Origin of the sequence: Leucobacter weissii (genome assembly GCF_017565745.1) — a bacterium.
Taxonomy (GTDB): domain Bacteria; phylum Actinomycetota; class Actinomycetes; order Actinomycetales; family Microbacteriaceae; genus Leucobacter; species Leucobacter weissii.
The window spans coordinates 139,612-160,800 of sequence record NZ_JAGDYM010000014.1 but is presented as its reverse complement, the minus strand read 5'-3'; the positions used below and the strand labels follow the sequence as shown (position 1 = coordinate 160,800).

The window sequence follows — 21,189 nt, the reverse complement described above, 5'->3', positions numbered from 1 at the left end:
GCGGCGTTCGGCGGCACCCGCCCGTATTGCTCAGAACTGGGTCATACCACCGTCCACCGCGAGAGCGTGGCCGGTCACCCATTTGGCCTCGTCCGAGGCCAAATACAGCACGGCGTTCGAGATCTCCCGGGGGTCCATCATGCCCGGCAACCACTGTGTGAGCATCCCGGTGAGCAGCGGGTTCTCCTCCATCCCCCTCGCGAAGCCGCTGTCCTCGACCCCCATGATGCCCTGCGCCATCGGGGTGTCGACGCCTCCGGGATGCACACTGTTCACCCGGATTCCGTCCTTCGCCAGTTCCTGCGCGAATGACTTGCTGAGTCCCGTGACGCCGTACTTCGACATGTTGTATGCGATGTTCCACGGACCGGCCTTCAACCCGTTCGCCGAACTCGTGAGGATGACCGAACCGCCGTTTCCCGCCTCAAGAATCGCCGGCACGGAAGCCATCACCGTGTTCCAGACGCCGATCAGGTTGATATCGATCGTGGTTCGCACGATCTCGGGCGTCATCTCCTGCCACGGACCGACGATGTCGACTCCGGCGTTCCCCGCGACGATATCGAGGCGACCGAGTTCGCCGACGCCCTGAGCGACGATCTGCTTCAGACGCTCGAGATCGCGTACATCACAGGTCTCGGCGACGATGCGGCGATCGAGCGCCTCGACCTGCTGCACCGTCTCCTGCAGATCTGCAGCGGTGGCCGTCGCATACGGCACACCCTCCACCTGCTCGTCGATATCGATTGCGATGATGTCGGCTCCTTCCTCGGCCAGTCTCAGCGCATGAGCACGCCCCTGCCCTCGCGCTGCACCGGTGATGAAAGCGACCTTTCCTTCGACACGACCTGACATGATGCTCTCCTCCTCTATCCATCGTTTCCCGACTCTGGGAACGGTCGAGCGCGCAGCCCGCTCAATGCGGTCGCCGGGCGCGTGGCTGGGAATCGCTCAGGATTCAAGAGTTTCGACGTAGATCGTCGCAGAGAGCGCGCAGGGGGGAGGACGTGCCGAACCCGGCGGGCAGCAACGGGCCCGCAACCGGCTTCGACTCCTCGGTGGATGATGACTCCCTCGCGGTCCGGATCCTCATCGGCATTGGTGGGACTCCGTGTCCTCTCGATAATAGTTGCACCAAGTGCCAAAAGAAAGGGGTGCAGAATGGACCCACCTGGAAGTCTCGGAGAAAGAGGTCGTCGGCATGAGCGATTCCCCCGGCTCATCACCGCGGATCGGACGTACGCCCGCGACCACCCATGGCGAGCTCAGCCATGTCGCACTGACGCTGTTCCTGGAACGCGGCTTCGACAACACCACAGTGGAAGAGGTAGCTGCTGCGGCGGGCATCAGCCGACGTACTCTGTTCCGCTACTTCGCGTCGAAGAACGATCTGCCCTGGGGGGACTTCGATCACCTTCTCGAAACGATGCGGGCCCACCTCTCCGACATCGACCGACGGCGCCCGCTTGCGGAGGCGCTCCGCCAAGCGATCATCGATTTCAATCGCTATCCCGAGCATGAACTGCCATTCCACCGAGGCCGCATGAATCTGCTGCTGAACGTCCCCTCGTTGACCGCGCATTCCACGCTCCGATATGCCGCATGGCGGCAAGTGATCGCCGAATATGTCGGAGAGCGCCGAGGCGAGCATGTCGATGCCCTCACCCCGCAGGCAGTCGCCTGGGCCTGCCTCGGCTTGTGTCTCAGCGCCTACGAGCAGTGGCTGGCCCATGAGGATCAGGATCTTATCGTCTTGCTCGAATCCGCCTTCTCGACCGCGGAGTCCGTCTTCGGCGCACTATCCGGAGAACCTTGAGACCGCTCACCAGCCCGGAGCATTCACGGCAGAATGACCGACAGGACCGTAGACGAGAGAAGGTGTTTTCCGATGTCGCCCTCGTTCTCGCGAAACTGGATCGATGACCTCTCCAGAACCGCCGCTGGTAAGACGATAGCGGCTTCGCGCACGATCATCGTCGGCGGTGGCACCGCGGGCGCGGTGCTCGCCGCGCGGTTGAGCGAGGACCCAGCGCGCCAGGTGATCCTGATCGAGGCCGGCCCGGTGGGAGACACTCCCGGCGAGTTGCTCGACGGCACGACTCTTCCGGCTGCGGTTCCCGGACACCCCGTGAACTGGGGGTATGAGTCCGAGCTCACGGCGAACACGTCGGGCATCGTGCCGCGCGGCCGGCTGCTCGGCGGATCGAGCGCCATCAACGGCGGCTACTTCGTACGGGCGCGCGAGGGCGACTTCGCCCGCTGGGCGCGGAGCGGCGGTTCGGCCTGGGAGTACCGGAACGCGCTGCCGCTGCTGGCGGCCCTCGAGAACGACCTCGACTTCGGCCACGAGGCCGGGCACGGCTCCGACGGACCGATGCGTCTGCGCCGACCGCCGCAGAGCGGCGAGTTGACCGGCGCTTTCCTCGCCGCGGCGCAGGAGCTCGGGTTCCCGCTCGAGCCCGACAAGAACGCGATCGGCGCCCGACCAGGAGTGGGGCCGATACCGTCGAACATCATCGACGGAGTGCGCGTGCACACCGGGTTGGCCTACCTCTCCGCGGCGCGCGGACGCCCGAATCTCACGGTCATCGGCGGGACCAGGGTCGTGAGAGTGCTCCTGGAGGGCGGTCGAGCCCTCGGCGCTGTGGCGGCCCGCGAGGGCGACCCGGCCTCGACGGCCATGATCGAAGCCGACGAGGTGGTGCTCTGCGCCGGGGCCGTCGCGACGGCCCAGCTGCTCATGCTGAGCGGTATCGGCCCGCGCCGCGAGCTCCAGGCCCTGGGTCTCCCGGTCGTGGCCGATCTGCCCGTCGGCGAGCGCTTCCACGATCATCCGAACCTCGCGCTCGGCTGGCACCCCGCCCGTCGGGTGGCCGAGGACGGCCCGCGCACCACATTCCCCACCGCGCTCAACTTCGACTCGGCGAACACGGGCGCGGGCGGGGCCGAGGGCGACCTCGAGATCCTGCTCACCGCGCAGCCCGATGAGGCGCTGTTCGGAGGCGATTCCTCTGCCGGCCCACCCCCGCCGATCACCGAGACGTCCGAACTTCGGCTGATCGTCGCCCTGCAGCAGCCGCGCAGCCGCGGCAAGCTCTCTCTGCGCAGCGGCGATCCGTTCGCCCCTCCGCGCATCGAATACCGCTATCTCGAGCACGCCGAGGACGTCGAGCGCCTCCGGCTCGGGGTGCGCACCGCCGCGGCCATGCTCCGCAGCGAGGCCTTCGCTGGCGTCTTCGGCCGCTTCGCCGCGCTCGACGATCCAACGCTCCTCGACGACCGGAGCCTGGAGCAGTGGATCCGCGACCACCTCGGCACCGCGATCCACATGTGCGGCACCGCGCCGATGGGCGAGGTCGTCGACGGCGCCGGCGCGGTGCACGGCGTCCGCGGACTCCGGGTGGCCGACACCTCGATACTGCCCAGCGCACCCTCCCGCGGCCCCTTCAACACCGCCGTGCTCGTCGGAGAGCTGATCGCGCGCCTGATGCGCCGATCCCACTGACCCGCGACCCGCGAGCGCGGAACGCGGCGGCGCGCTCCCCCGCCGCCCTATTGGCCGCTCGGCCGCCACACGACGACGTCGGAGCTGCGCCGCAGCCGTGCCCCGCGCCGCATCGAGACCACCTCTCCGGCGGCACCGGCGGCGAACACGCGGCGCTCCGGGCGGCTGAGCAGCTCCTCCGAGAGCGCGCGCTCCAGCTCCCGCACCTGCGCCTGCAGCTCCTCCACGCGGTTCTCGAGCTGCAGCACCCGGCGGATCCCCTCCAGGCTGAGGCCCTCGGCCGAGAGCCGGGCCACCTCACGCAGCTGGTCGACGTCGTGCAGCGAATAGCGGCGGGTGTTGCCGCGCGTGCGCTGCGGCGAGACCAGGCCGATCCGATCGTACTGCCGGAGGGTCTGAGGGTGCATCTCTGCGAGTTCGGCGGCCTGCGCGATCGCGAAGATCGGAGTGTATCGATCCATCTGCTCGCGCGACATGCGCTATCCCCTCGCCCTGGCGAACAGGTCCGTGCGCGGGTCGTCCTGCGGCTCGAGCGCGCGGAACACCTCGAGCGCCGCCTTCGCGTCGTCGGAGAGGTGCGCCGGCACCGCCACCTGCACCTCGGCCAGCAGATCGCCCGGACCCTTCGCCGACGGCACGCCACGACCCTTGACCCTGAGCACCCGACCGCTCGGCGTGCCCGGTTGGATCTTCAACCGCACCGGATCGCCGCCCAGCGTCGGCACCTCGACCGTCGCCCCGAGCGCCGCCTCCGAGAAGGTCACCGGAAGGGTGAGTCGCAGGTTCTGGCCGTCCCGTTCGAACACCGGGTGCTTGCGCACGTGCACCGTGAGGATGATGTCACCGGCCGGTCCCCCGCTGCCGCTGGGCTCGCCCTTGCCGCGCACCTTGATCTTCTGACCGTCGCGCACTCCGGCCGGGATCTTCACCTTGATCTGCCCGCTCGGGGCCTGCAGGGTCACCGTCTTGCCGTGCACCGCGGTCTCGAAGTCGAGCGTCGTCGAGGCGGTGACGTCGCGTCCCGGCACCGGGCCGCGAGGAGCACCCGCGCCGCCGAACATGTTGAAGATGTCCTCGTAGCCGCCCGGGGCGCCGCCCTGCTGGAAGGTGTACTGCGTGCGCCCACCGCCGCCGGCCCCGCCGAACATGCCGCCGAAGATGTCCTCGAAGCCCTGGCCCCCGGCGCCGCCCGCGGTGAAGCGCGCGGACCCGGCGCCCATCGCGCGGATCTGGTCGTACTCGGCTCGCTGATCCTTGTCGGAGAGCACCGAGAACGCCTCGCTGATCTCCTTGAACCTCGCCTCGGCCGCAGCATCCCCCGGGTTGGAATCGGGATGATAGGTGCGAGCGAGTTTGCGGTAGGCCTTCTTCAGCTCCCCGTCGCTCACGTCCTTCGACACGCCGAGGATCTGGTAGAAGTCCTTCTCGAGCCAATCCTGACTAGCCATCGGCAGCCACCGCGACCGCTACCTTGGCGGGGCGCAGCTCCACTTCTCCGATGCGGTAGCCCCGCTCGATCACGTCGAGCACCGTCGACTCCGTGGTGTCCGGCACCGGGACCTGCGCGATCGCCTCGTGCACCTGGGGGTCGAAGACCTCGCCGGTCTCGCCGAACCCCTCCAGCCCGAGCCGTTCCATCGCGCCTCGGAGCTTCTGCGCGATCGTCGCGAACGCGGTTCCCTCCACGAGGTCGCCGTGCTTCTCGGCCCGGTCGAGGTCGTCGAGCACCGAGAGCAGCGGCGTCACCGCCGCCGCCAGCGCGCGCCGGCGCTCGACCTCGGCGTTCGCCTCGGTCCGCTTCCGGTAATTGGCGTACTCGGCGGTGATCCGGCGCAGATCCTCCAGGTAGTCCGGAGCCTCCGCGTCGGCCTCAGCGTCGGTCTCGGGAGCACCCTCGGGCGCCGCGGCGAGGATGTCCTCGACCGTCAGCTCCGCCTCGTTCAGACCGTCCCCCGACCCTGTCGGAGCCGCCTGTCCCGAGTCCGTCGAAGGGGACTCCGAACCCGACCCCTCGGCAGGCGGTTCCTGAGCCCCGTCGAAGGGCTCGGGGGGAGACCCGGCATCCTGGGCGGTCATGCTTACTTCTTCTCCTCGTCCTCGTCGTCCACGACCTCGGCGTCGACCACGTCCTCGTCATTGGACTCGGCGTTCTCGGCACCGGCCGCGGGCGCCTCCTGCTGCGCCGCCTGGTAGATGGCCTCGCCCAGCTTCTGCTGGCTCTCGCCGAGCCGGTCCGCCGCGGTCGTCACGGCCGCGTCGTCGTCGCCGGCGAGCGCCTGCTTCAGCGCGTCGAGATCCCCCTGCACCTCGGTCTTGACCTCCTCGGGCAGCTTGTCGTCGTTCTCCGTGAGGAGCTTCTCCACGGAGTAGGCGAGCTGCTCGGCGTTGTTGCGCGCCTCGGCGGCCTCTCGGCGCTGCTTGTCCTCGGCGGCGTGCTCCTCCGCCTCGCGCACCATGCGCTCGATGTCCTCCTTCGACAGCGAGGACCCTCCCGAGATCGTGATCGTCTGCTCCTTGCCGGTGCCCTTGTCCTTCGCCGACACCTGCACGATGCCGTTCGCATCGATGTCGAAGGTGACCTCGATCTGGGGCAGACCGCGCGGGGCCGGGGCGATCCCGGTCAGCTCGAAGGTGCCCAGGTTCTTGTTGTCGCGGGTGAACTCGCGCTCGCCCTGGAACACCTGGATCGCCACGGAGGGCTGGTTGTCCTCGGCGGTCGTGAAGGTCTCGCTGCGCTTGGTCGGGATGGCGGTGTTGCGCTCGATGAGCTTCGTCATGATGCCGCCCTTGGTCTCGATGCCGAGCGAGAGCGGGGTGACGTCGATCAGCAGCACGTCCTTGCGCTCGCCCTTCAGCACGCCGGCCTGCAGCGCCGCGCCGACGGCCACGACCTCGTCGGGGTTGACGCCCTTGTTCGGCTCCTTGCCGCCGGTGAGCTGCTTCACCAGCTCGGTGACTGCGGGCATGCGGGTGGATCCGCCGACGAGCACCACGTGCGCGATGTCGGCGACCTTGACCCCGGCCTCGGCGATGACGTCCTGGAACGGCTTGCGGGTGCGCTCGAGCAGGTCCTTCGTGAGCTCCTCGAACTTGGCGCGGGTGAGGGTCTCGTCGAGGTTCGCCGGCCCGTTCTCGGTGAGCGAGAGATAGGGCAGCTGGATCTGGGCGCTCGTGGAGCTGGAGAGCTCCTTCTTGGCCTGCTCGGCGGCCTCCTTGAGGCGCTGCAGCGCGATCTTGTCCTTCGACACGTCGACGCCCGAGGTCGCCTTGAACTGCTGGATCAGCCAGTCGACGATGCGCTGATCCCAGTCGTCGCCGCCGAGCCGGTTGTCGCCCGCGGTCGCGCGGACCTGGATGGTCGAGAAGTCGTCGTCCTTGCCCACCTCGAGCAGGGACACGTCGAAGGTGCCGCCGCCCAGGTCGAAGACCAGGATCAGCTCGTCCTCCTTGCCCTTGTCGAGGCCGTAGGCGAGCGCCGCCGCGGTGGGCTCGTTGATGATGCGCAGGACGTTGAGGCCCGCGATCTCGCCGGCCTCCTTGGTGGCCTGGCGCTCGGCGTCGTTGAAGTAGGCGGGCACCGTGATGACGGCGTCCGTCACCGTGTCGCCGAGGTAGGTCTCGGCATCGCGCTTCAGCTTCTGCAGCGTGCGCGCGCTGATCTCCTGCGCGGTGTAGCGCTTGCCGTCGATGTCATCGCTCTTCCAGTCGGTGCCGACGTGGCGCTTGACCGAGGCGATCGTGCGGTCGACGTTGGTGACGGCCTGACGCTTGGCGGTCTCGCCGACGAGCACCTCGCCGTCCTTGGTGAAGGCGACGATCGAGGGCGTGGTGCGGAACCCCTCCGCGTTCGCGATGACGGTCGGCTCCCCGCCCTCGAGGACGGCGACGACCGAGTTGGTGGTGCCGAGGTCGATGCCTACTGCACGTGACATATGGTGTTCTCCTTGTGTTCAGGATCCCGGGCGTTCGCCCGGACGGTATAAGTTGAGTCCTTTGCACTCAAGTTTATCGCCGTGCGGGATCGCGTCAAGTTCGATCGCGCATATCTGAGCCGCACCCACTCAACTCCCAGCTTGCGCGTGCTGCGACGGCTCCAGCCGTTCACACGCATCGGCTATTGTGTGACCCCATGAGCGACACCGCGTCCACCGGTCACGCCGCAGACGGCGACACAGACGACGCCGCGGGGCCGTTGCCCGCGCGACCCAGGGGTCAGGTGTTCGCATGGTCGCTGTGGGACTGGGGATCGGCCTCCTTCCAGGCCGTCGTCACCACGTTCGTGTTCAGCGTCTATCTGACGAGCGAGCCGTTCGGGCCCGAGGAGGTCGTCTCCTCGAAGCTCGGCACCGCACTGCTCATCGCGGGAGTCGCCGTCGCCCTCTTCGCGCCGGTCATCGGGCGGCTCACCGACGCCGCGGGTCGACGCAAGCTGTGGATGGGCATCAACACCGGCATCGTCGTCGCCTGCACCGCACTGATGGTGCTCGTCGCGCCGGCCGAGCAGTACCTCGTGCTCGGCCTGATCCTGCTCGCCGTCGGCAACGTCGCGTTCGAGTTCGCGAGCGTCGGCTACAACGCCATGCTGAACCAGGTCTCGGACGACGGCAACGTCGGCCGGATCTCGGGTTTCGGCTGGGGCATGGGCTACCTGGGCGGGATCGTGCTCCTCGCGATCATCCTCGTCGGCTTCATCTTCCCCGACGTGGGCTGGTTCGGCGTCACGAGCGAGGGCTCCTGGAACGTGCGCATCGCGATGCTGATCTCCGCGGCCTGGTTCGGCTTGTTCGCCATCCCCGTCTTCTTCGCGGTGCCCGAGATCCGCGCCGCGCCCGCGGAGCGGAGGAGCACCATCCTCTCCGCCTACGCGGATCTCTTCCGCAGCATCCGCGGGCTCTGGGCGAACGCACGCCAGACGCTCCACTTCCTCGTCGCGAGCGCGGTCTTCCGCGACGGCCTCGCCGGGGTCTTCACCTTCGGCGGCGTCATCGCCGCGCGCAGCTTCGGCTTCGACAGCACCACCGTGATCCTCTTCGCGATCGCCGCGAACGTCATCGCGGGCGTCGCCACGATCCTCGTGGGCCGGTTCGAGGATCGTCTCGGAGCGAAGCCGGTCATGGTGTGGTCGATCGTGCTGATGGTCGGCTCGGCGCTGCTCGTGTTCGTCCTCCACCCGCTCGGCACCTGGGTGTTCTGGGTGTTCGGCCTGCTGCTGTGCATCTTCGTCGGACCCGTGCAGTCGGCGAGCCGCTCGTTCCTCGCACAGCTCATCCCGCCGGGGCGCGAGGGCGAGATCTTCGGCCTCTACGCCACGACCGGTCGCGCGGTCTCGTTCCTCTCGCCCGCGGCGTTCACGCTCGCCATCGCGCTGGGCGGCGCCACGATCTTCGGGATCCTCGGCGTGGCCCTCGTGCTGATCGCCGGCCTCCTGCTGCTGCTCCCGGTGCGCACCCGGGGCTGATCCGCCACCGGCCGCGCCGAGGATCGGCGCTCGTGCACGCCGCACGCCCGCGACACGCCCCGGACAGCCGAACGTTCACCTTCCTGGGAATCTCTTCCCTGGCTCGGCACCGGATGTTCACCTTCGTCCCCGAGCTTCACCTCGCGGATGACCGCCATTCACCTCGCGTTCTCGATCGCTCACTATCGTTCCGAAGGCTGGGCGGTCGAGAGAGGTCCGCCGGGCATCCATCGCCATCCGCGAAGCAGAGAAAGCGCTGAACATCCTGTGACTATCGAGTCGACCACCGCACCTCCTCCATCGAAGACCGCCGCGTCCCGGCTGACGGGCAAGTTCTGGGTCGTCGCGGCTCTCGCCTCGTCCCTCGCGGTCGGCACATTCGCGTTCCCCGAGGCCCCGGCCCAGGCCGTCGGCGCGCCGGTCGTCGTCGACGGCATGAACCTCGACCGCGGGGGCGCCGCGGTGATCAACGAACTCGAGCGCACCGAGGTGGCGCCGGGGCTCGTCCACGTGAAGTACGACCGCCTCGACGCGGCGGGCTGGCAGCAGATCAACGTGCTGAAGGCGGAGCTCTCGAACGACACCGTCAAGATGAAGTACCTCACCCCGGAGACGATCGCGGGTCCCGGCGGCACCGTCACCGAGATGACCGACCGCGCCGGCGCGGTCGGCGGCATCAACCTCGATCGTTTCGACATCAACAACTCCTGGGCGGCGGCGGGATGGGGCGTCCGCGACGGCGAGATCCTCAAGTCGGGCAACCCCGGCGCCTCCGCCTCGGTCGGGATGACCGCCGACGGGCTCGGCGCCCTGGTCGACCTCGTCCTCGAGGGCTCGGTGAGCTTCTCGGACGACTCTGCGCTCACCATCGGCGGCATCAACGTCACCGAGTTCAACCATCAGCACCTCGCCCTCTACAACTCGCTGTGGGGCAGCTACTCGCGCGCGGCCGGCCTCGGCGCCGGCAACGCGGGCGTCGAGGTCTGGGTGGGCTCAGACGGCAAGGTCGAGAAGGCGGCGCAGCCGGTCGGCGCCGGCGCGATCCCCGAGGGCGTCCAGGTGCTGGTCGCCCGGTCGGGATCGGCCGCCGCGACCAGGCTCGAGTCCCTGGCGGTCGGCGACACCGCCGAGATCGCCTACGGTATCCAGGACGACTCGCTCGACATCCAGGAGGCGGGCGGCGCCTGGCATCGGCTGCTCGACGACGGGTCCGTCGTGAACAACGGAAACGGCACTCACTTCACCGAGCTGCACCCGCGGACGATGATCGGCTTCAGCCAGGATCGCAAGACCGCCTACTTCGTGGTGGTCGACGGCCGCACGGCGACGGCCAGGGGCATGAACTTCACCGAGCTCTCCGCGCTCATGCAGGATCTCGGCGCCCACGACGCGATCAGCGCCGACGGCGGCGGTTCGAGCCAGATGAACATCCGCCACGCGGGCGAGGAGCGCACGACCGTCGAGAACACTCCCTCGGACCTCGTCGAGCGCCGCGACGGAGACGGGATGGGCTTCGTACTGGCGCAGCCCGGCTCGGGCGAGCTGACCGGTTTCGCCGTCAAGCCGGTCACCGCCGACGAGGACGGGCTCCGCGTGTTCAGGGGCCTGCACCGCACGCTCGAGGGCCTGGGGCACGACGAGAAGAACTCCCCGGTCTCCGGCGCCCCGGAGCGATGGTCGTCGAATGCGGCCGATGTGGCCACCGTCGACAACGCGATCGTCGCGGGGGAGAAGCGCGGCTCGGCGACCATCACCGCGGCGAGCGGCGTCGCGCGAGGCCAGGCGAGGATCGAGGTGCTGGGCGATCTCGACCGCCTCTCCGCCGACCAGACCGTGATCAACCTCGAGGCCGAGGGCTCCACGTCCATCGTCTCGCTGACGGGGCACGACGTCGAGGGCTTCACGGCTCCCGTCGAGCCGCAGGACGTCGAGATCGACAACCCGAACCCGGAGACCTTCTCCGTCGAGCCCACGGCCGACGGCAAGTACGAGATCACCGCGATCGGCGACACCGGCTCCGCGATCCTCTCGTTCGCGCACGGCGAGGTGTCGACGCAGGTGTCGGTGGCGGTGCCGCTCGAGGTGCGGGTGATCGACGATTTCACGGACATCAGCGGCTGGACGACCGCGCACGACCGCGCGCCGACCGGCGGCATCGAGGCGGGCGAGGGGCACGAGGGGAGCAACAGCATCAAGCTCAACTACAACTTCACCGAGTCGACCGCGACCCGCGGCCGCTACGCGGTGGCTCCCGGCGCCCCCGCCCCCGGCGACGGCAGCACCGGCGGGATCGCGATCCCCGGACAGCCGCAGAAGCTCTCGGTCTGGGTGAAGGGCGACGGCAAGGGATCGCTGCTGCGCCTCCAGGTGATGCAGGCCAACGGCGTGCGCAACTGGATCGACGGCCCCGGCGGCGTGCAGTCCCTGCTCACCACCTGGACCGGCTGGGAGCGGAAGGACTTCATCGTGCCGCCGAGCTTCGAGTTCCCGCTCAAGCTCGAGCGCATCCGCATCCTCGAGACCGTCGGAAGCAAGCAGTACTCGGGCTCGCTGGAGTTCTCGCAGATCCTCGCCTATCTCCCGCCCGAGGGCACGGAGTCGCCGAGGAACGAGCGGGCGGAGGATCCGATCGTCACCGAGGCCGATGCCACCGATGCCTCGCCGCTCCGGGTGGCCGTGATGTCGGACGCGCAGTTCGTGGGGCGCGAGCCGGACAGCGCCCAGGTCCGAGGGGCCCGGCATGCCCTCCGCGAGATCGTCGAGGAGGATCCGGATCTGCTGATCATCAACGGAGACTTCGTCGACGAGTCGAACGACATCGACTTCGACCTGGCCGAGGACATCCTGGAGGAGGAGCTCGGCGAGGCGGACTTCCCCTGGACCTACGTGCCGGGCAATCATGAGGTGATGGGCCAGCCGATCGCCAATTTCAAGAAGTACTTCGGCGAGAACAAGCTGACCTTCACCAGGAAGAACACGCGCTTCATCACGGTGGACTCGAGTTCGCTCAAGCACTCCGGAGACTTCTCCCAGATCAAGCTGATCCGCGATGAGCTCGACGCGGCGGCGAAGGATCCGAAGATCAGCGGCGTGCTGCTCGTCTCCCACGTTCCCACGAACGATCCGCTGCCCTCGAAGTCCAGCCAGATCTCGGATCGCCAGGAGGCCGCGCTGCTCGACGACTGGGTGCAGGAGTTCCGCGAGGGGTCCGGCAAGTCCATCGCGTTCGTGGGCGGCCACGTCGGCGTGTTCCACAGCACGCGGGTGAACGGCGTCCCCTACGTGATCAACGGCAACTCGGGCAAGTCCCCCGCCTCGACCCCCGGCAACGGCGGTTTCACCGGATGGACCATGCTCGGGATCGACCCGTCGAGCGGGCAGTGGCAGGACGTGGGCGAGAACGATCCCCAGTGGCTCGGGGTCGAGGTGAAGCCGCGCATCGAGGAGCTGAGCGTGTCGGCTCCCGCGGCCGCCCTGACAGCCGGTGAGACGTTCGACCTCGCTCCGGAGATCGCCCAGGCCGACACCGGCTCGACCGGCACCGTCGAGGAGCGGCAGGTCCCGGTCGCCTGGCCGATCAGCTACACCTGGTCCGGCTCCCAGGATCTGCACATCGGCGATGCCGACGATGCGCCCGCGGACGCGATCGCAGCGGTCGATCCGCGGACCTCCGAGCTGACCGCGCTGCGGAGCGGATCCGGCGAGGCGACACTGCTGGTCAACGGCGAGTCGAAGACGGTGCCGTTCTCGGTGACGGGCGGGGAGGTGCAGGTCTCCGGGAACCCGGTCTACGGCAGCACGCTGCGAGCCGAGCTCGGCTCCTGGGCGAGCGGCGGGACCCTCGCCTACCAGTGGCAGCGCGACGGTCGGCCGATCGCCGGCGCGACCGGATCCGGCTACATGCTCGGCGCGGACGATCTGGGCGCGACGGTCTCGGTCGAGGCCACGGTGAGCGTCGAGGGACGCGCGGACGTCACCGCGGTCGGGGCCGCGAGCGGGCCCGTCGCGCTGGCCACGCTCTCGGCTCCCGCGGTGACGATCGCCGGCGACACGGCACTCGGATCGGTGCTCGCGACGAATGCGGGCGCATGGCCCGACGGCACACGCCTGGTGTTCCAGTGGCTCCGCGGCGGCGTCGAGATCCCGGGAGCCGTCTCGAGCGGCTACGCGCTCGCCTCCGCGGATCTCGGCGCGAGGCTCCGCGTGCGGGTGACCGGTTTCCTCGAGGGGCACGCACCCGTGTCGGTGCTCAGCGCCGAGAGCGCCGTCGTGACCGAGACCGGCGGCGGAGCCGGAGAGGAGATCCCCGGAACCGTGAAGGCCGGGAGGATCTCCCTGGGAGGCACGGCGGCGGTCGGCAAGACGCTGACGCTCCGCACCTCCGGCTGGCAGAGCGGCGTGGTGTTCGCGAAGCAGTGGTACCGCAACGGAGTCGCCATCCCCGGCGCGGACGGAAGCCGCTACCGCCTCACCAGCGCCGACCTGCGGGCGAAGATCAGCGCCACCGTGGTCGCGTCGAAATCGGGAGTCGTCTCGGTGCGAGCCGACAGCTCGGCGACCTCCGCGGTGAAGCGCGGCACGCTCCGCAAGCTGGCGCGTCCATCCATCTCCGGGAAGGTGAAGGTCGGATCGACCATCAGGGTGAAGCGCGGCAAGGTCGACGCCGGCGCCAGGGTGAAGACCACGTGGCTGCGCGGCGGCAAGGTGCTGAAGAACGGCACCGGCTACCGGGTCAAGGCCTCCGACGCCAAGAAGCGGATCCGCGTGAAGATCACGGTGACCAAGCCCGGCTATGCGACGCAGACCAGGGTCTCCGCCGCCAAGCAGGTGCGCACCCGCTGATCGTCGCCCGGCCCTGAGCGGGGATGCCCCGGCGACTGCGCGCCGGGGCATCCCCGCGTTCCCGGACTCCCGTCAGCGGGATCGGGTCCCGCGGCGCACCCAGTCCCCCATTCCGGGCGTGATGAAGCGGAGCCCGCCCGCTCCGTCGCGGTAGATCGTGCCCTTCTTGATCAACCGGTCGCGCAGATACGACACGGCGGAGACGCGCTGCCCCAGCACGGCGGCGACCTGCCCGCCGTGCGGTTCGGAGTGCAGGATCTCGGCTTCGGCGAGTGCGGCCAGATACTCGCGCTCACGGGGGCTCGCGTCCTCCCAGCGGCTGAGGAAGAGCTGGTCGAGGTCGGCGCCGATGCGCGGCGCCGCCGCGGCCGCATGCTGCTCCGTGATCGTCTTCGCCCCGTGCGACGCCCGCCAGGCGAAGTGCCCGGCGACCTGGATCGCATAGGGGTAGCCTCCGGCCAGCGCGAGGAGCGCGTCCGCCGCACCGTCGGTCATCGGCCGTCCGGACTGCTCGGCCGGGCCGAGCAGCGCCTCGCGCGCATCGGGAGCAGCCAGTCCCTCGAGCGCGTGCCATTCGGCCCGTTCCAGATAGGTCGGCATGCGGCCGCCGCGCTTTCCGCGGAACGACGGCAGGGCCGCGATCACGACCACCAGGGGCCAGGCATCCGCGACGTGCTCCTGCAGCACGGCGCCGAGTTCGTGCAGCTCCGCGCTCGACGCGTTCTGCAGTTCGTCGAGCGCGAGCAGGAGGCCGCTGCCCTGGGCCGTCGCCGCGCGCATGACGCCCCGCAGCTCCGCTCCGAGTCCGCCGCGCTGCTCGCTCTCGCGATCGTCTGCGGCGCGCTCGATCTCGATGCCGCCGCCGATCCCGAGCACCGAGGCCTCCACCTTCGCCCCGGTGATCCTCGTACGGCGCCGGGACGATGCCGCGGGCTCGCGGCCGTCGAAGAGGTTCCGTGCGGCACGGAGCCGATCGCCCAGCTCCGCGACCAGGCTGCCCGCCCGCGCCTCGACGTGCACGGTCGGCCAGGAGCGCTGCGCCGCGAGCTGGGATATCTCGCCGAGGGTGACCGTCTTCCCGACCCCGCGCGGCCCGACGAGGACCACCGGGCGGGGCGTCCGCCCGTCGAGAGCGGCGACGTCGAGGGCCTCGTTCGCCGCGTCCAGCACCTCCCCGCGCCCTGCGAACACGACCGGCGCCTGGTTGAAACCCGGCCGGTAGGGATTGGGCTGCCGCCGCGCAGTCGGTTCCGTCATGCGCACACGATAGCATCTATGGCACCAGATAGCATGTATAGCAATCTATAGCAGACATCCCGCGAGGCGTGCGACGAGCGGGATCCGGGCGTCCCCCGCCCCTCTCCGGGTAATCTGGGCAGGTGTCCCGCCCAGATCTCTCGCCCGAGCAGCTCGCCGTCTACGAGCGGATCGAGCACACGCGGGAGCACGTGTTCGTGACCGGCCGGGCCGGCACCGGCAAGAGCACGATCCTGAACCACCTCGCGCACCGCACGAGCAAGATCCTCGCGGTCTGCGCCCCCACGGGAGTCGCGGCGCTGAACGTCGGCGGCCAGACGATCCATTCCCTCCTGCGGCTGCCGACCGGGGTGATCGCCGATCACGACCTCGATCAGCCGAGCGAGCTGAAGAAGATGCTCGCCTCGATCGACACGCTCGTCATCGACGAGATCTCGATGGTCTCCGCCGACCTGATGGACGCGATCGATCGGTCGCTGCGCCAGGCCAGGGGGCGCAGGCACGACCCCTTCGGCGGCGTGCAGATCATCATGTTCGGCGATCCGTACCAGCTGCCGCCGGTGCCCCCGAGGGATCCGCACGAGCGCGCCTACTACGCGGACACCTACCGCTCGCTCTGGTTCTTCGACGCACGCGTGTGGGCGGATGCCCCGATCGCCGTGATCGAGCTGGCCGAGGTGCACCGGCAGCGGGACGACCGCTTCAAGCAGATCCTGGGCGCGGTGCGGCACGGCGAGGTGACCGAGGACATGGCGGAGGATCTGAACGCGGCCGGGGCGAGACCGGCGCCGCGCGAGGTGCTCACCCTCGCCACGACGAACGCCACCGTCACGCGCCTCAACCAGCAGCGTCTCGCCGAGATCACCGGCGACTCGCTCCGCGCCGTCGCCGAGGTCAACGGGGAGTTCCGGGAGAACGCCTACCCGGCCGACGAGGTGCTGGAGCTGAAGCCCGGCGCACAGGTGATGTTCCTGCGCAACGACCCGGACGGGCGCTGGGTGAACGGCACGATCGGGCGCGTCTCGCGCGTGGCGGGCACCGTCTGGGTGGACGTGGACGGCGCCGGCGGCGGCACCGAGGAGTTCGAGGTCGAGCCCACCGTCTGGGAGCGCTACCGCTACCGCTACGACGCGGAGAGCAAGAAGCTCGAGAAGGAGGTCGTGGCCGAGTTCGAGCAGTTCCCCCTGCGCCTGGCCTGGGCGGTGACGATCCACAAGTCGCAGGGCCACACCTACGATGCGGCGGTGGTGGATCTGGGCCCTCGCGCCTTCAGCGCCGGCCAGAGCTACGTCGCGCTGAGCCGAGTGCGCTCGCTCGACGGCCTCTACCTCCGTCGCCCGCTGCAGCCCGCGGACGTGATCGTGGATCCGAACGTGGTCCGCTTCATGCGGGGCCGGGGCTGAGCGGGACCCCGGGCGCCGCCCTCCCACGGAGGGCGAGCAGAAGCAGCGGAGCGGATCCGTCGCCTCCGAAGCCACCAGGCCCCTCAGCCCGCGTTGCGCCAGCCCTTCGCCCTCAGTTCGGCAGTGACTCGCCGGACGAGCTCATCCGGACGCGCGGCGAGTGCCTTCGTCACCTGGATCACGACCCATCCCACGGCACGCAGGCGCTCGACCCGCTCGATGTCCCGCGCATACGTCGCACTATGCTGCTCGCCGTGATACTCCACCGCAACCCGGTACTCGGGATACGCCAGGTCGAGGCAGGCGAGGAACCGGCCGCGCTGGTCGCACACGTCGATGTTCAGATCGGGCTCGGGCAATCCGGCCTGCACCAGGATCAGTCGTATCAGCGACTCTCGCGGAGACCACGCATCCTCCCTGATCAGATCGACAGCCCGCCGCAGTTTCGCAACACCGCGCCAGCGACCCAGCGCCACCGTTCGTCGCAGCCGCTCAATCGTCGTGATCGGCTTCTTCCCGGCATCCGGACGCCCCCATCCGCCACGATACCTGCGCACGAGATAGTCCCCCGCCGCCACGAGACGCCAGAGTGAGAGATCCCCGAGCGCCGCCCAGGTAGACGCCGCGGCACTTACCGGATAGCCATCGCGCCGCTCGGGGAGGCACCGATCGAGCGCGATCCTGTGCCCGTGCACGCCACCCACTCTCGGCGCACGCGCGGGCGCGACGACGCCGAGGTGGAGATCGGGCACTGCGACGCTCGGCATGGGCGCTCCCCAGATCAACGCGGCGCTGCGGTGACTGAAGAATTGCCCCTCGACCAGACGCTGCGCGAGAGCCTCGATGAGCACCAACTCCCGCAGTTGCGCAGCTCGATGGCGATTCGACACAGGATCCTCCGCCGCGCGTAACAGGCGCACGCCGCGGAACGGCTGCTCCAGATCGGCGCGGCGAAGCCTCGAGCGCCCCACACCGAGATCCTTCGCGGCGGCCGCGGAGAAGGCAGCTCCAAGCTGATCGGGGAGAGGCCTGGCGGTCTTCATCCTTCCAGCGTCGCGGATCCCGGCGGGCCAGAGCGAGTTATCCACAAGACGAGGCCGAGGCTTCTCTCGCAAGGGGTCAGTTGTGGTCGTTCCCGACCCCCGGAACGACCACAACTGACCCCCTACGGGGGCGGGGGCGGCGAGGGCGGGGCGCGAAGCTACTCCGCGAACCAGTGCGCCGCGACGAGCTCGGCGACCAGGGTCTCGGCCAGCTGCGCGACCCGCGGATCCGCCTCGCCGGGGAAGCGCACGCTCGCCGCGGCGCCGCGCAGCGCGGCGCCGTCGATGCCGGCGCCGACCGACACCCACGTCGAGCCGCGCCGCGTCATCCAGTCGAGCGCCTGCACGTCCCACGCCGAGCCGGCGTAGATGAGCGCGCGATAGTCCTGCGTCTTGGTCAGGTAGACGTCGACGTGGGACCAGTCGCCGGACTCCGAGGCGTAGGCGGGGCGCCGGGGCACCTCGCGCAGCATCAGCGCGGACTGCCGCGACGAGGAGAGGCGCTCGACCGGGGCCAGCACCCAGGTGCCGAGCGGCGCGTCGAGCGCCGCGGCGACCGGTTCGAGCCACTCCCCCGAGCCCTCGAGCAGAGCCGAGCCGGCCTCCGCGCCCGCCCTCGCGAGCTCCGCGAGACCGCCGAGGCGCTCGCGCACCGGATGATCCGGGTCGTGCAGCGCAGCCACGAGCGCGCGGAGGACGAGCAGGGTGTGGCGGAAGGAGCGGCACGCGATACCGCTGACCTCCTCCTCGGCGTGCTGCGCGACGGTCCAGGAGGCGAGACCCTCCAGCTCGGACCCCGGCCGGTTGGTCACCGCGACGAGCCGGTCGGCGTGGGATCCTCCGGCGTAGGTCCCGATGGCGTCGAGCACCTCGACGCTGCCGCCGCTCGCGGAGACGGCGATGACGACGAGATCCTCGGCCGGCGGGGGCAGCGCACGGCTGCTGGCCAGCTCCGCCACGACGAACGCCCCGGCCTCGCGCGCCTCGCGCGCGACGACGTCGGCGGCGTAGGTGCTCGAGCCCATGCCCAGCAGCAGTATCCGGGGGGACCGACCCGTGCGTCGGAGGATGAGCCGCCCGAGACGCTCGGCCTCGCCGAGGCCCGGAAGGCCCGTCTCGAGCAGCCCCCCGAGACGCTGCAGCGTCTCGGGGATGCGGTTCAGGTCGCGGACGAAACTGGCGGGGTCCACGGCTCCTCCAATCGTTCGTCGGCGTCGGGCGCTCCGACGCCGCGCGGGTAGCGGCGGCTGATCACCCCGTCCGGGGCGTACCTCCATCGTGGCAGGAAACGCTCGGCGTAGGAGAGCTCGACCAGCAGCTGCTCGGCGATCAGCCCCTCGAGCGGGGCCTCGTCGAGCAGTTCCGGAGCCACCGCGCGGTAGGCGTCGAGATACTCGCGCCGCGCCGACTCCGCCCACGACCACGCGCGCTCGTCGGCGCGCCCGAGCCTGCGCTGCGCCACCGCGGCCACCAGCTCGATCGAGACGAGCATGTGCGCGACATCGCGGGCCGCCCCGTCGAGACCGTCGCGTCGCGCGGGTTCCCACTGCGGATCGCCGTCGAAGTCGAGCACGAGATACCGGCCCCGCCGCGTACGGAGGATCTGTCCGACGTGGAGGTCGCCGTGAGGGATGAGCAGCGGCGCCGGCGAACGCTCCGGAATGGTCGCGACGGCCGCGGCGAGCGCGCCGCGGCGAGCGCGCATACGGCGGCCGAAGGCATCGTCGGCCGCCATCGTCGCGAACACCCGCGCGAGGGCGGCGGCCGCCCGCTCGCGGTCTCCGCCCCTCGGATCATCCGTCCCTCCGGGGACCGCCTGCGGCACCCGGAGCACCTGGTGCAGCTCAGCGGTCAGGCTGCCCAGTTCGGCGGGCCAGCGCGGCGGATCCGCTCGATCGCGCAGGTGGCCGACGACATCGTCGACCGCCCAGGTCCAGCCGTCCTCGGAATCGGGAACGTACTCCGACACGAGCGCGAGCGCAGTGGACCCCCGCTGCGGGTGCTCCCAGACGACGGCCCCGAGATACCGGGGCGCGGCCGTCGACCCGGCCCGGCTCAACCGCTCGAGGATGCCGGCGGAGCGGTCCGCGGCGCCCCACGCACCGACGATCTTGATCACCCGGCGATCGTCCACGACGACCGAGACGTGCGTCTGATCGACGGGGATCGCGCGCTCGCGCCCGGCGGCGCCGTCGGGCGTGCCGCTTCGGGGCGGGTCGGAGCGGTTCCCGACCACCAGATCGACAAGCCGGGCGGGGACGCCCGTGCCGGCCCCGGGTACGACGTCCGCCCCTCCGATGCTCCACACCGGACGGTCGCCCAGAAGCCGCACGCGGGCGCCTCCGAGCTGGGGCTCGGCTCCGCTCACCACGCGGCGCACCGCGCCGGCGGGGCCGCGGTCGTCCTGCGGTGTCGTCGCGGTATCCATGGCATTCATTGAACCCGAATTCAAGGACGAATGTAAACAACTTGTCAACAATGGTGACGCAAGGCTTGTCATTCCTTCGTCTTGAGTGGAACAATCTCCTCACACCCGAACCAATGGAGGTACCGGTCCCATGAAGCATCCCAGAGCCATCGCCGCGGTCGGCCTCGCCACCGCCGCACTGCTCGCCCTCACCGCCTGCTCCGGTCAGGAATCCGGAGGCGAGGAGCTCGACCCGAACGCCGACCTCACCCAGCAGGAGCTCACCGTCGGCATCTGGGCCGACTACTACCCCGAGGATCTCGCCGAGCGCTTCGAGGAGGCCACCGGCGTGCCCGTGACGATCGTCCACCACAGCACCAATGAGGACATCGTCGCGAAGCTCACCGCCTCCGCGGACCCGGGCATCGACGTGGCGTTCATGTCCGGCCAGTACGCTCAGGCGCTCGGCGAGCAGGGGCTGCTCGCCGAGCTGGACAAGTCGTTCATCCCGAACGAGAAGAACCTCTACCCCGAGGCGCTGGAGCTGCCCTACGATCCGGGCAACGTCTATTCGGAGCCCTATGCCTGGGGCACGACCGGACTGTGCTACCGGCCCGATCTGACCGGCTACGATCCGACCTCCTGGGACGACCTGCTGAACCCCCGGCCCGAGCTCGAGGGCAAGACCACGATGCTCTCGACCGACCGCTGGCTGGCGCTTCCCGCACTCAAGCTGCAAGGGCACTCGGTCAACACGACCGATCAGGCCGATCTCGATGAGGCGAAGGAGCAGCTGCTGAAGACCAAGCCGACGCTCCTGGCCTTCGACGACACGACCTTCTACTCCAAGCTCGTCTCGGGCGAGGCCGCGCTCGTGCAGGCCTGGGACGGCTGGTGCAACTACGGCATCGCCGAGGATCCGCGGATCGAGTTCGTGATCCCGGAGGAGGGCTCGGATCTCTGGGCGGACACGATGACGGTGCTCGAGAGCTCGAAGAACAAGGAGGCCGCCATGACCTTCGTCAACTTCATCCTCGACCCCGAGATCGGCACCTGGGTCGCCGAGAACATCCTCTACAACGTGCCCAACCAGGCGGCGATGGAGGCGCTCTCGCCCGAGACGGTGGAGGCCTATCCGTCGCTGGGGATCAGCGTCGAGGAGCTGACCTCGCAGGAGGCGATCGTCGACCTCGGCGAGTTCTCGACCTCCTTCACCGACCTCAACACCGCGGTGCTCTCCGCGAACTGACCCCGCGGGGCGGACGCCGCGGCAC

Annotated in this window: 15 protein-coding genes; 6 read left to right on the top strand and 9 right to left on the bottom strand. The window is 69.8% G+C overall.

All coding sequences use genetic code 11. The annotated features are described in order from the left end of the window. Window positions 1-30: 30 nt before the first annotated feature. Entirely contained in the window at window positions 31-855 is an 825-nt protein-coding gene (locus tag J4H92_RS12660; protein WP_208098557.1) for a mycofactocin-coupled SDR family oxidoreductase, read from the bottom strand. Window positions 856-1,201: 346 nt separating this feature from the next. Between J4H92_RS12660 and mftR the strand changes: the two genes are divergently transcribed. Together mftR and mftG are read left to right on the top strand one after the other, a co-directional pair. Beyond that, entirely contained in the window at window positions 1,202-1,816 is a 615-nt protein-coding gene (gene mftR / locus J4H92_RS12655; protein WP_208098556.1) for a mycofactocin system transcriptional regulator, read from the top strand. A 72-nt stretch (window positions 1,817-1,888) separates the two neighbouring features. Beyond that, entirely contained in the window at window positions 1,889-3,505 is a 1,617-nt protein-coding gene (gene mftG, locus J4H92_RS12650; RefSeq protein ID WP_208098555.1) for a mycofactocin dehydrogenase MftG, read from the top strand. Window positions 3,506-3,552: 47 nt separating this feature from the next. Here mftG and J4H92_RS12645 read toward each other — a convergent pair whose 3' ends face one another. Genes J4H92_RS12645 through dnaK form a run of 4 tightly spaced genes read right to left on the bottom strand, consistent with a single transcriptional unit; the run spans window position 3,553 to window position 7,437 of the window. After that, on the bottom strand, window positions 3,553-3,981 hold the full coding sequence (locus J4H92_RS12645; RefSeq protein ID WP_208098554.1) for a heat shock protein transcriptional repressor HspR: 429 nt from the start codon (window positions 3,979-3,981) through the stop codon (window positions 3,553-3,555). 3 nt (window positions 3,982-3,984) lie between these two features. Then, window positions 3,985-4,953: a DnaJ C-terminal domain-containing protein gene (locus J4H92_RS12640; RefSeq protein WP_208098553.1), complete on the bottom strand. Its 969-nt coding sequence runs from the start codon at window positions 4,951-4,953 to the stop codon at window positions 3,985-3,987. Then, window positions 4,946-5,581: a nucleotide exchange factor GrpE gene (locus tag J4H92_RS12635; protein ID WP_208098552.1), complete on the bottom strand. Its 636-nt coding sequence runs from the start codon at window positions 5,579-5,581 to the stop codon at window positions 4,946-4,948. The genes J4H92_RS12640 and J4H92_RS12635 overlap by 8 nt, the downstream gene beginning before the upstream one ends. Before the next feature lie 2 nt (window positions 5,582-5,583). Further along, a complete protein-coding gene (gene dnaK, locus J4H92_RS12630; protein ID WP_208098551.1) occupies window positions 5,584-7,437 on the bottom strand; it encodes a molecular chaperone DnaK in 1,854 nt (617 codons plus the stop codon). A 197-nt stretch (window positions 7,438-7,634) separates the two neighbouring features. On the opposite strand from dnaK, the gene J4H92_RS12625 reads away from it, so the two are divergent. Next, the gene (locus J4H92_RS12625; RefSeq protein ID WP_208098550.1) at window positions 7,635-8,963 is read left to right on the top strand and encodes an MFS transporter; all 1,329 of its coding nucleotides are present in this window, start codon (window positions 7,635-7,637) and stop codon (window positions 8,961-8,963) included. 267 nt (window positions 8,964-9,230) lie between these two features. After that, window positions 9,231-13,805: a phosphodiester glycosidase family protein gene (locus J4H92_RS12620; protein ID WP_208098549.1), complete on the top strand. Its 4,575-nt coding sequence runs from the start codon at window positions 9,231-9,233 to the stop codon at window positions 13,803-13,805. A 72-nt stretch (window positions 13,806-13,877) separates the two neighbouring features. Here J4H92_RS12620 and J4H92_RS12615 read toward each other — a convergent pair whose 3' ends face one another. Then, window positions 13,878-15,062, bottom strand: coding sequence for an ATP-binding protein (locus tag J4H92_RS12615; RefSeq protein ID WP_208098548.1), 1,185 nt, complete (start codon window positions 15,060-15,062; stop codon window positions 13,878-13,880). A 122-nt stretch (window positions 15,063-15,184) separates the two neighbouring features. Between J4H92_RS12615 and J4H92_RS12610 the strand changes: the two genes are divergently transcribed. Continuing rightward, window positions 15,185-16,465, top strand: coding sequence for an AAA family ATPase (locus J4H92_RS12610; RefSeq protein WP_208098547.1), 1,281 nt, complete (start codon window positions 15,185-15,187; stop codon window positions 16,463-16,465). A gap of 83 nt (window positions 16,466-16,548) precedes the next feature. Here the strand turns inward: J4H92_RS12610 and J4H92_RS12605 are convergent, their stop codons facing one another. From J4H92_RS12605 to J4H92_RS12595, 3 genes are all read right to left on the bottom strand, one after another. Beyond that, window positions 16,549-17,436 carry a hypothetical protein gene (locus J4H92_RS12605; RefSeq protein ID WP_208098546.1) on the bottom strand — a complete coding sequence of 296 codons (888 nt, stop codon included), beginning with the start codon at window positions 17,434-17,436 and terminating at the stop codon, window positions 16,549-16,551. 230 nt (window positions 17,437-17,666) lie between these two features. Beyond that, on the bottom strand, window positions 17,667-18,698 hold the full coding sequence (locus J4H92_RS12600) for an SIS domain-containing protein (protein ID WP_208098545.1): 1,032 nt from the start codon (window positions 18,696-18,698) through the stop codon (window positions 17,667-17,669). Beyond that, a complete protein-coding gene (locus J4H92_RS12595; RefSeq protein ID WP_208098544.1) occupies window positions 18,668-19,936 on the bottom strand; it encodes a hypothetical protein in 1,269 nt (422 codons plus the stop codon). Before J4H92_RS12595 ends, J4H92_RS12600 begins: the two co-directional genes overlap by 31 nt. A gap of 130 nt (window positions 19,937-20,066) precedes the next feature. Here J4H92_RS12595 and J4H92_RS12590 point away from each other — a divergent pair, with 130 nt between their 5' ends. After that, window positions 20,067-21,164 carry a polyamine ABC transporter substrate-binding protein gene (locus J4H92_RS12590; protein WP_208098543.1) on the top strand — a complete coding sequence of 366 codons (1,098 nt, stop codon included), beginning with the start codon at window positions 20,067-20,069 and terminating at the stop codon, window positions 21,162-21,164. The last annotated feature ends 25 nt before the right edge of the window (window positions 21,165-21,189 follow it).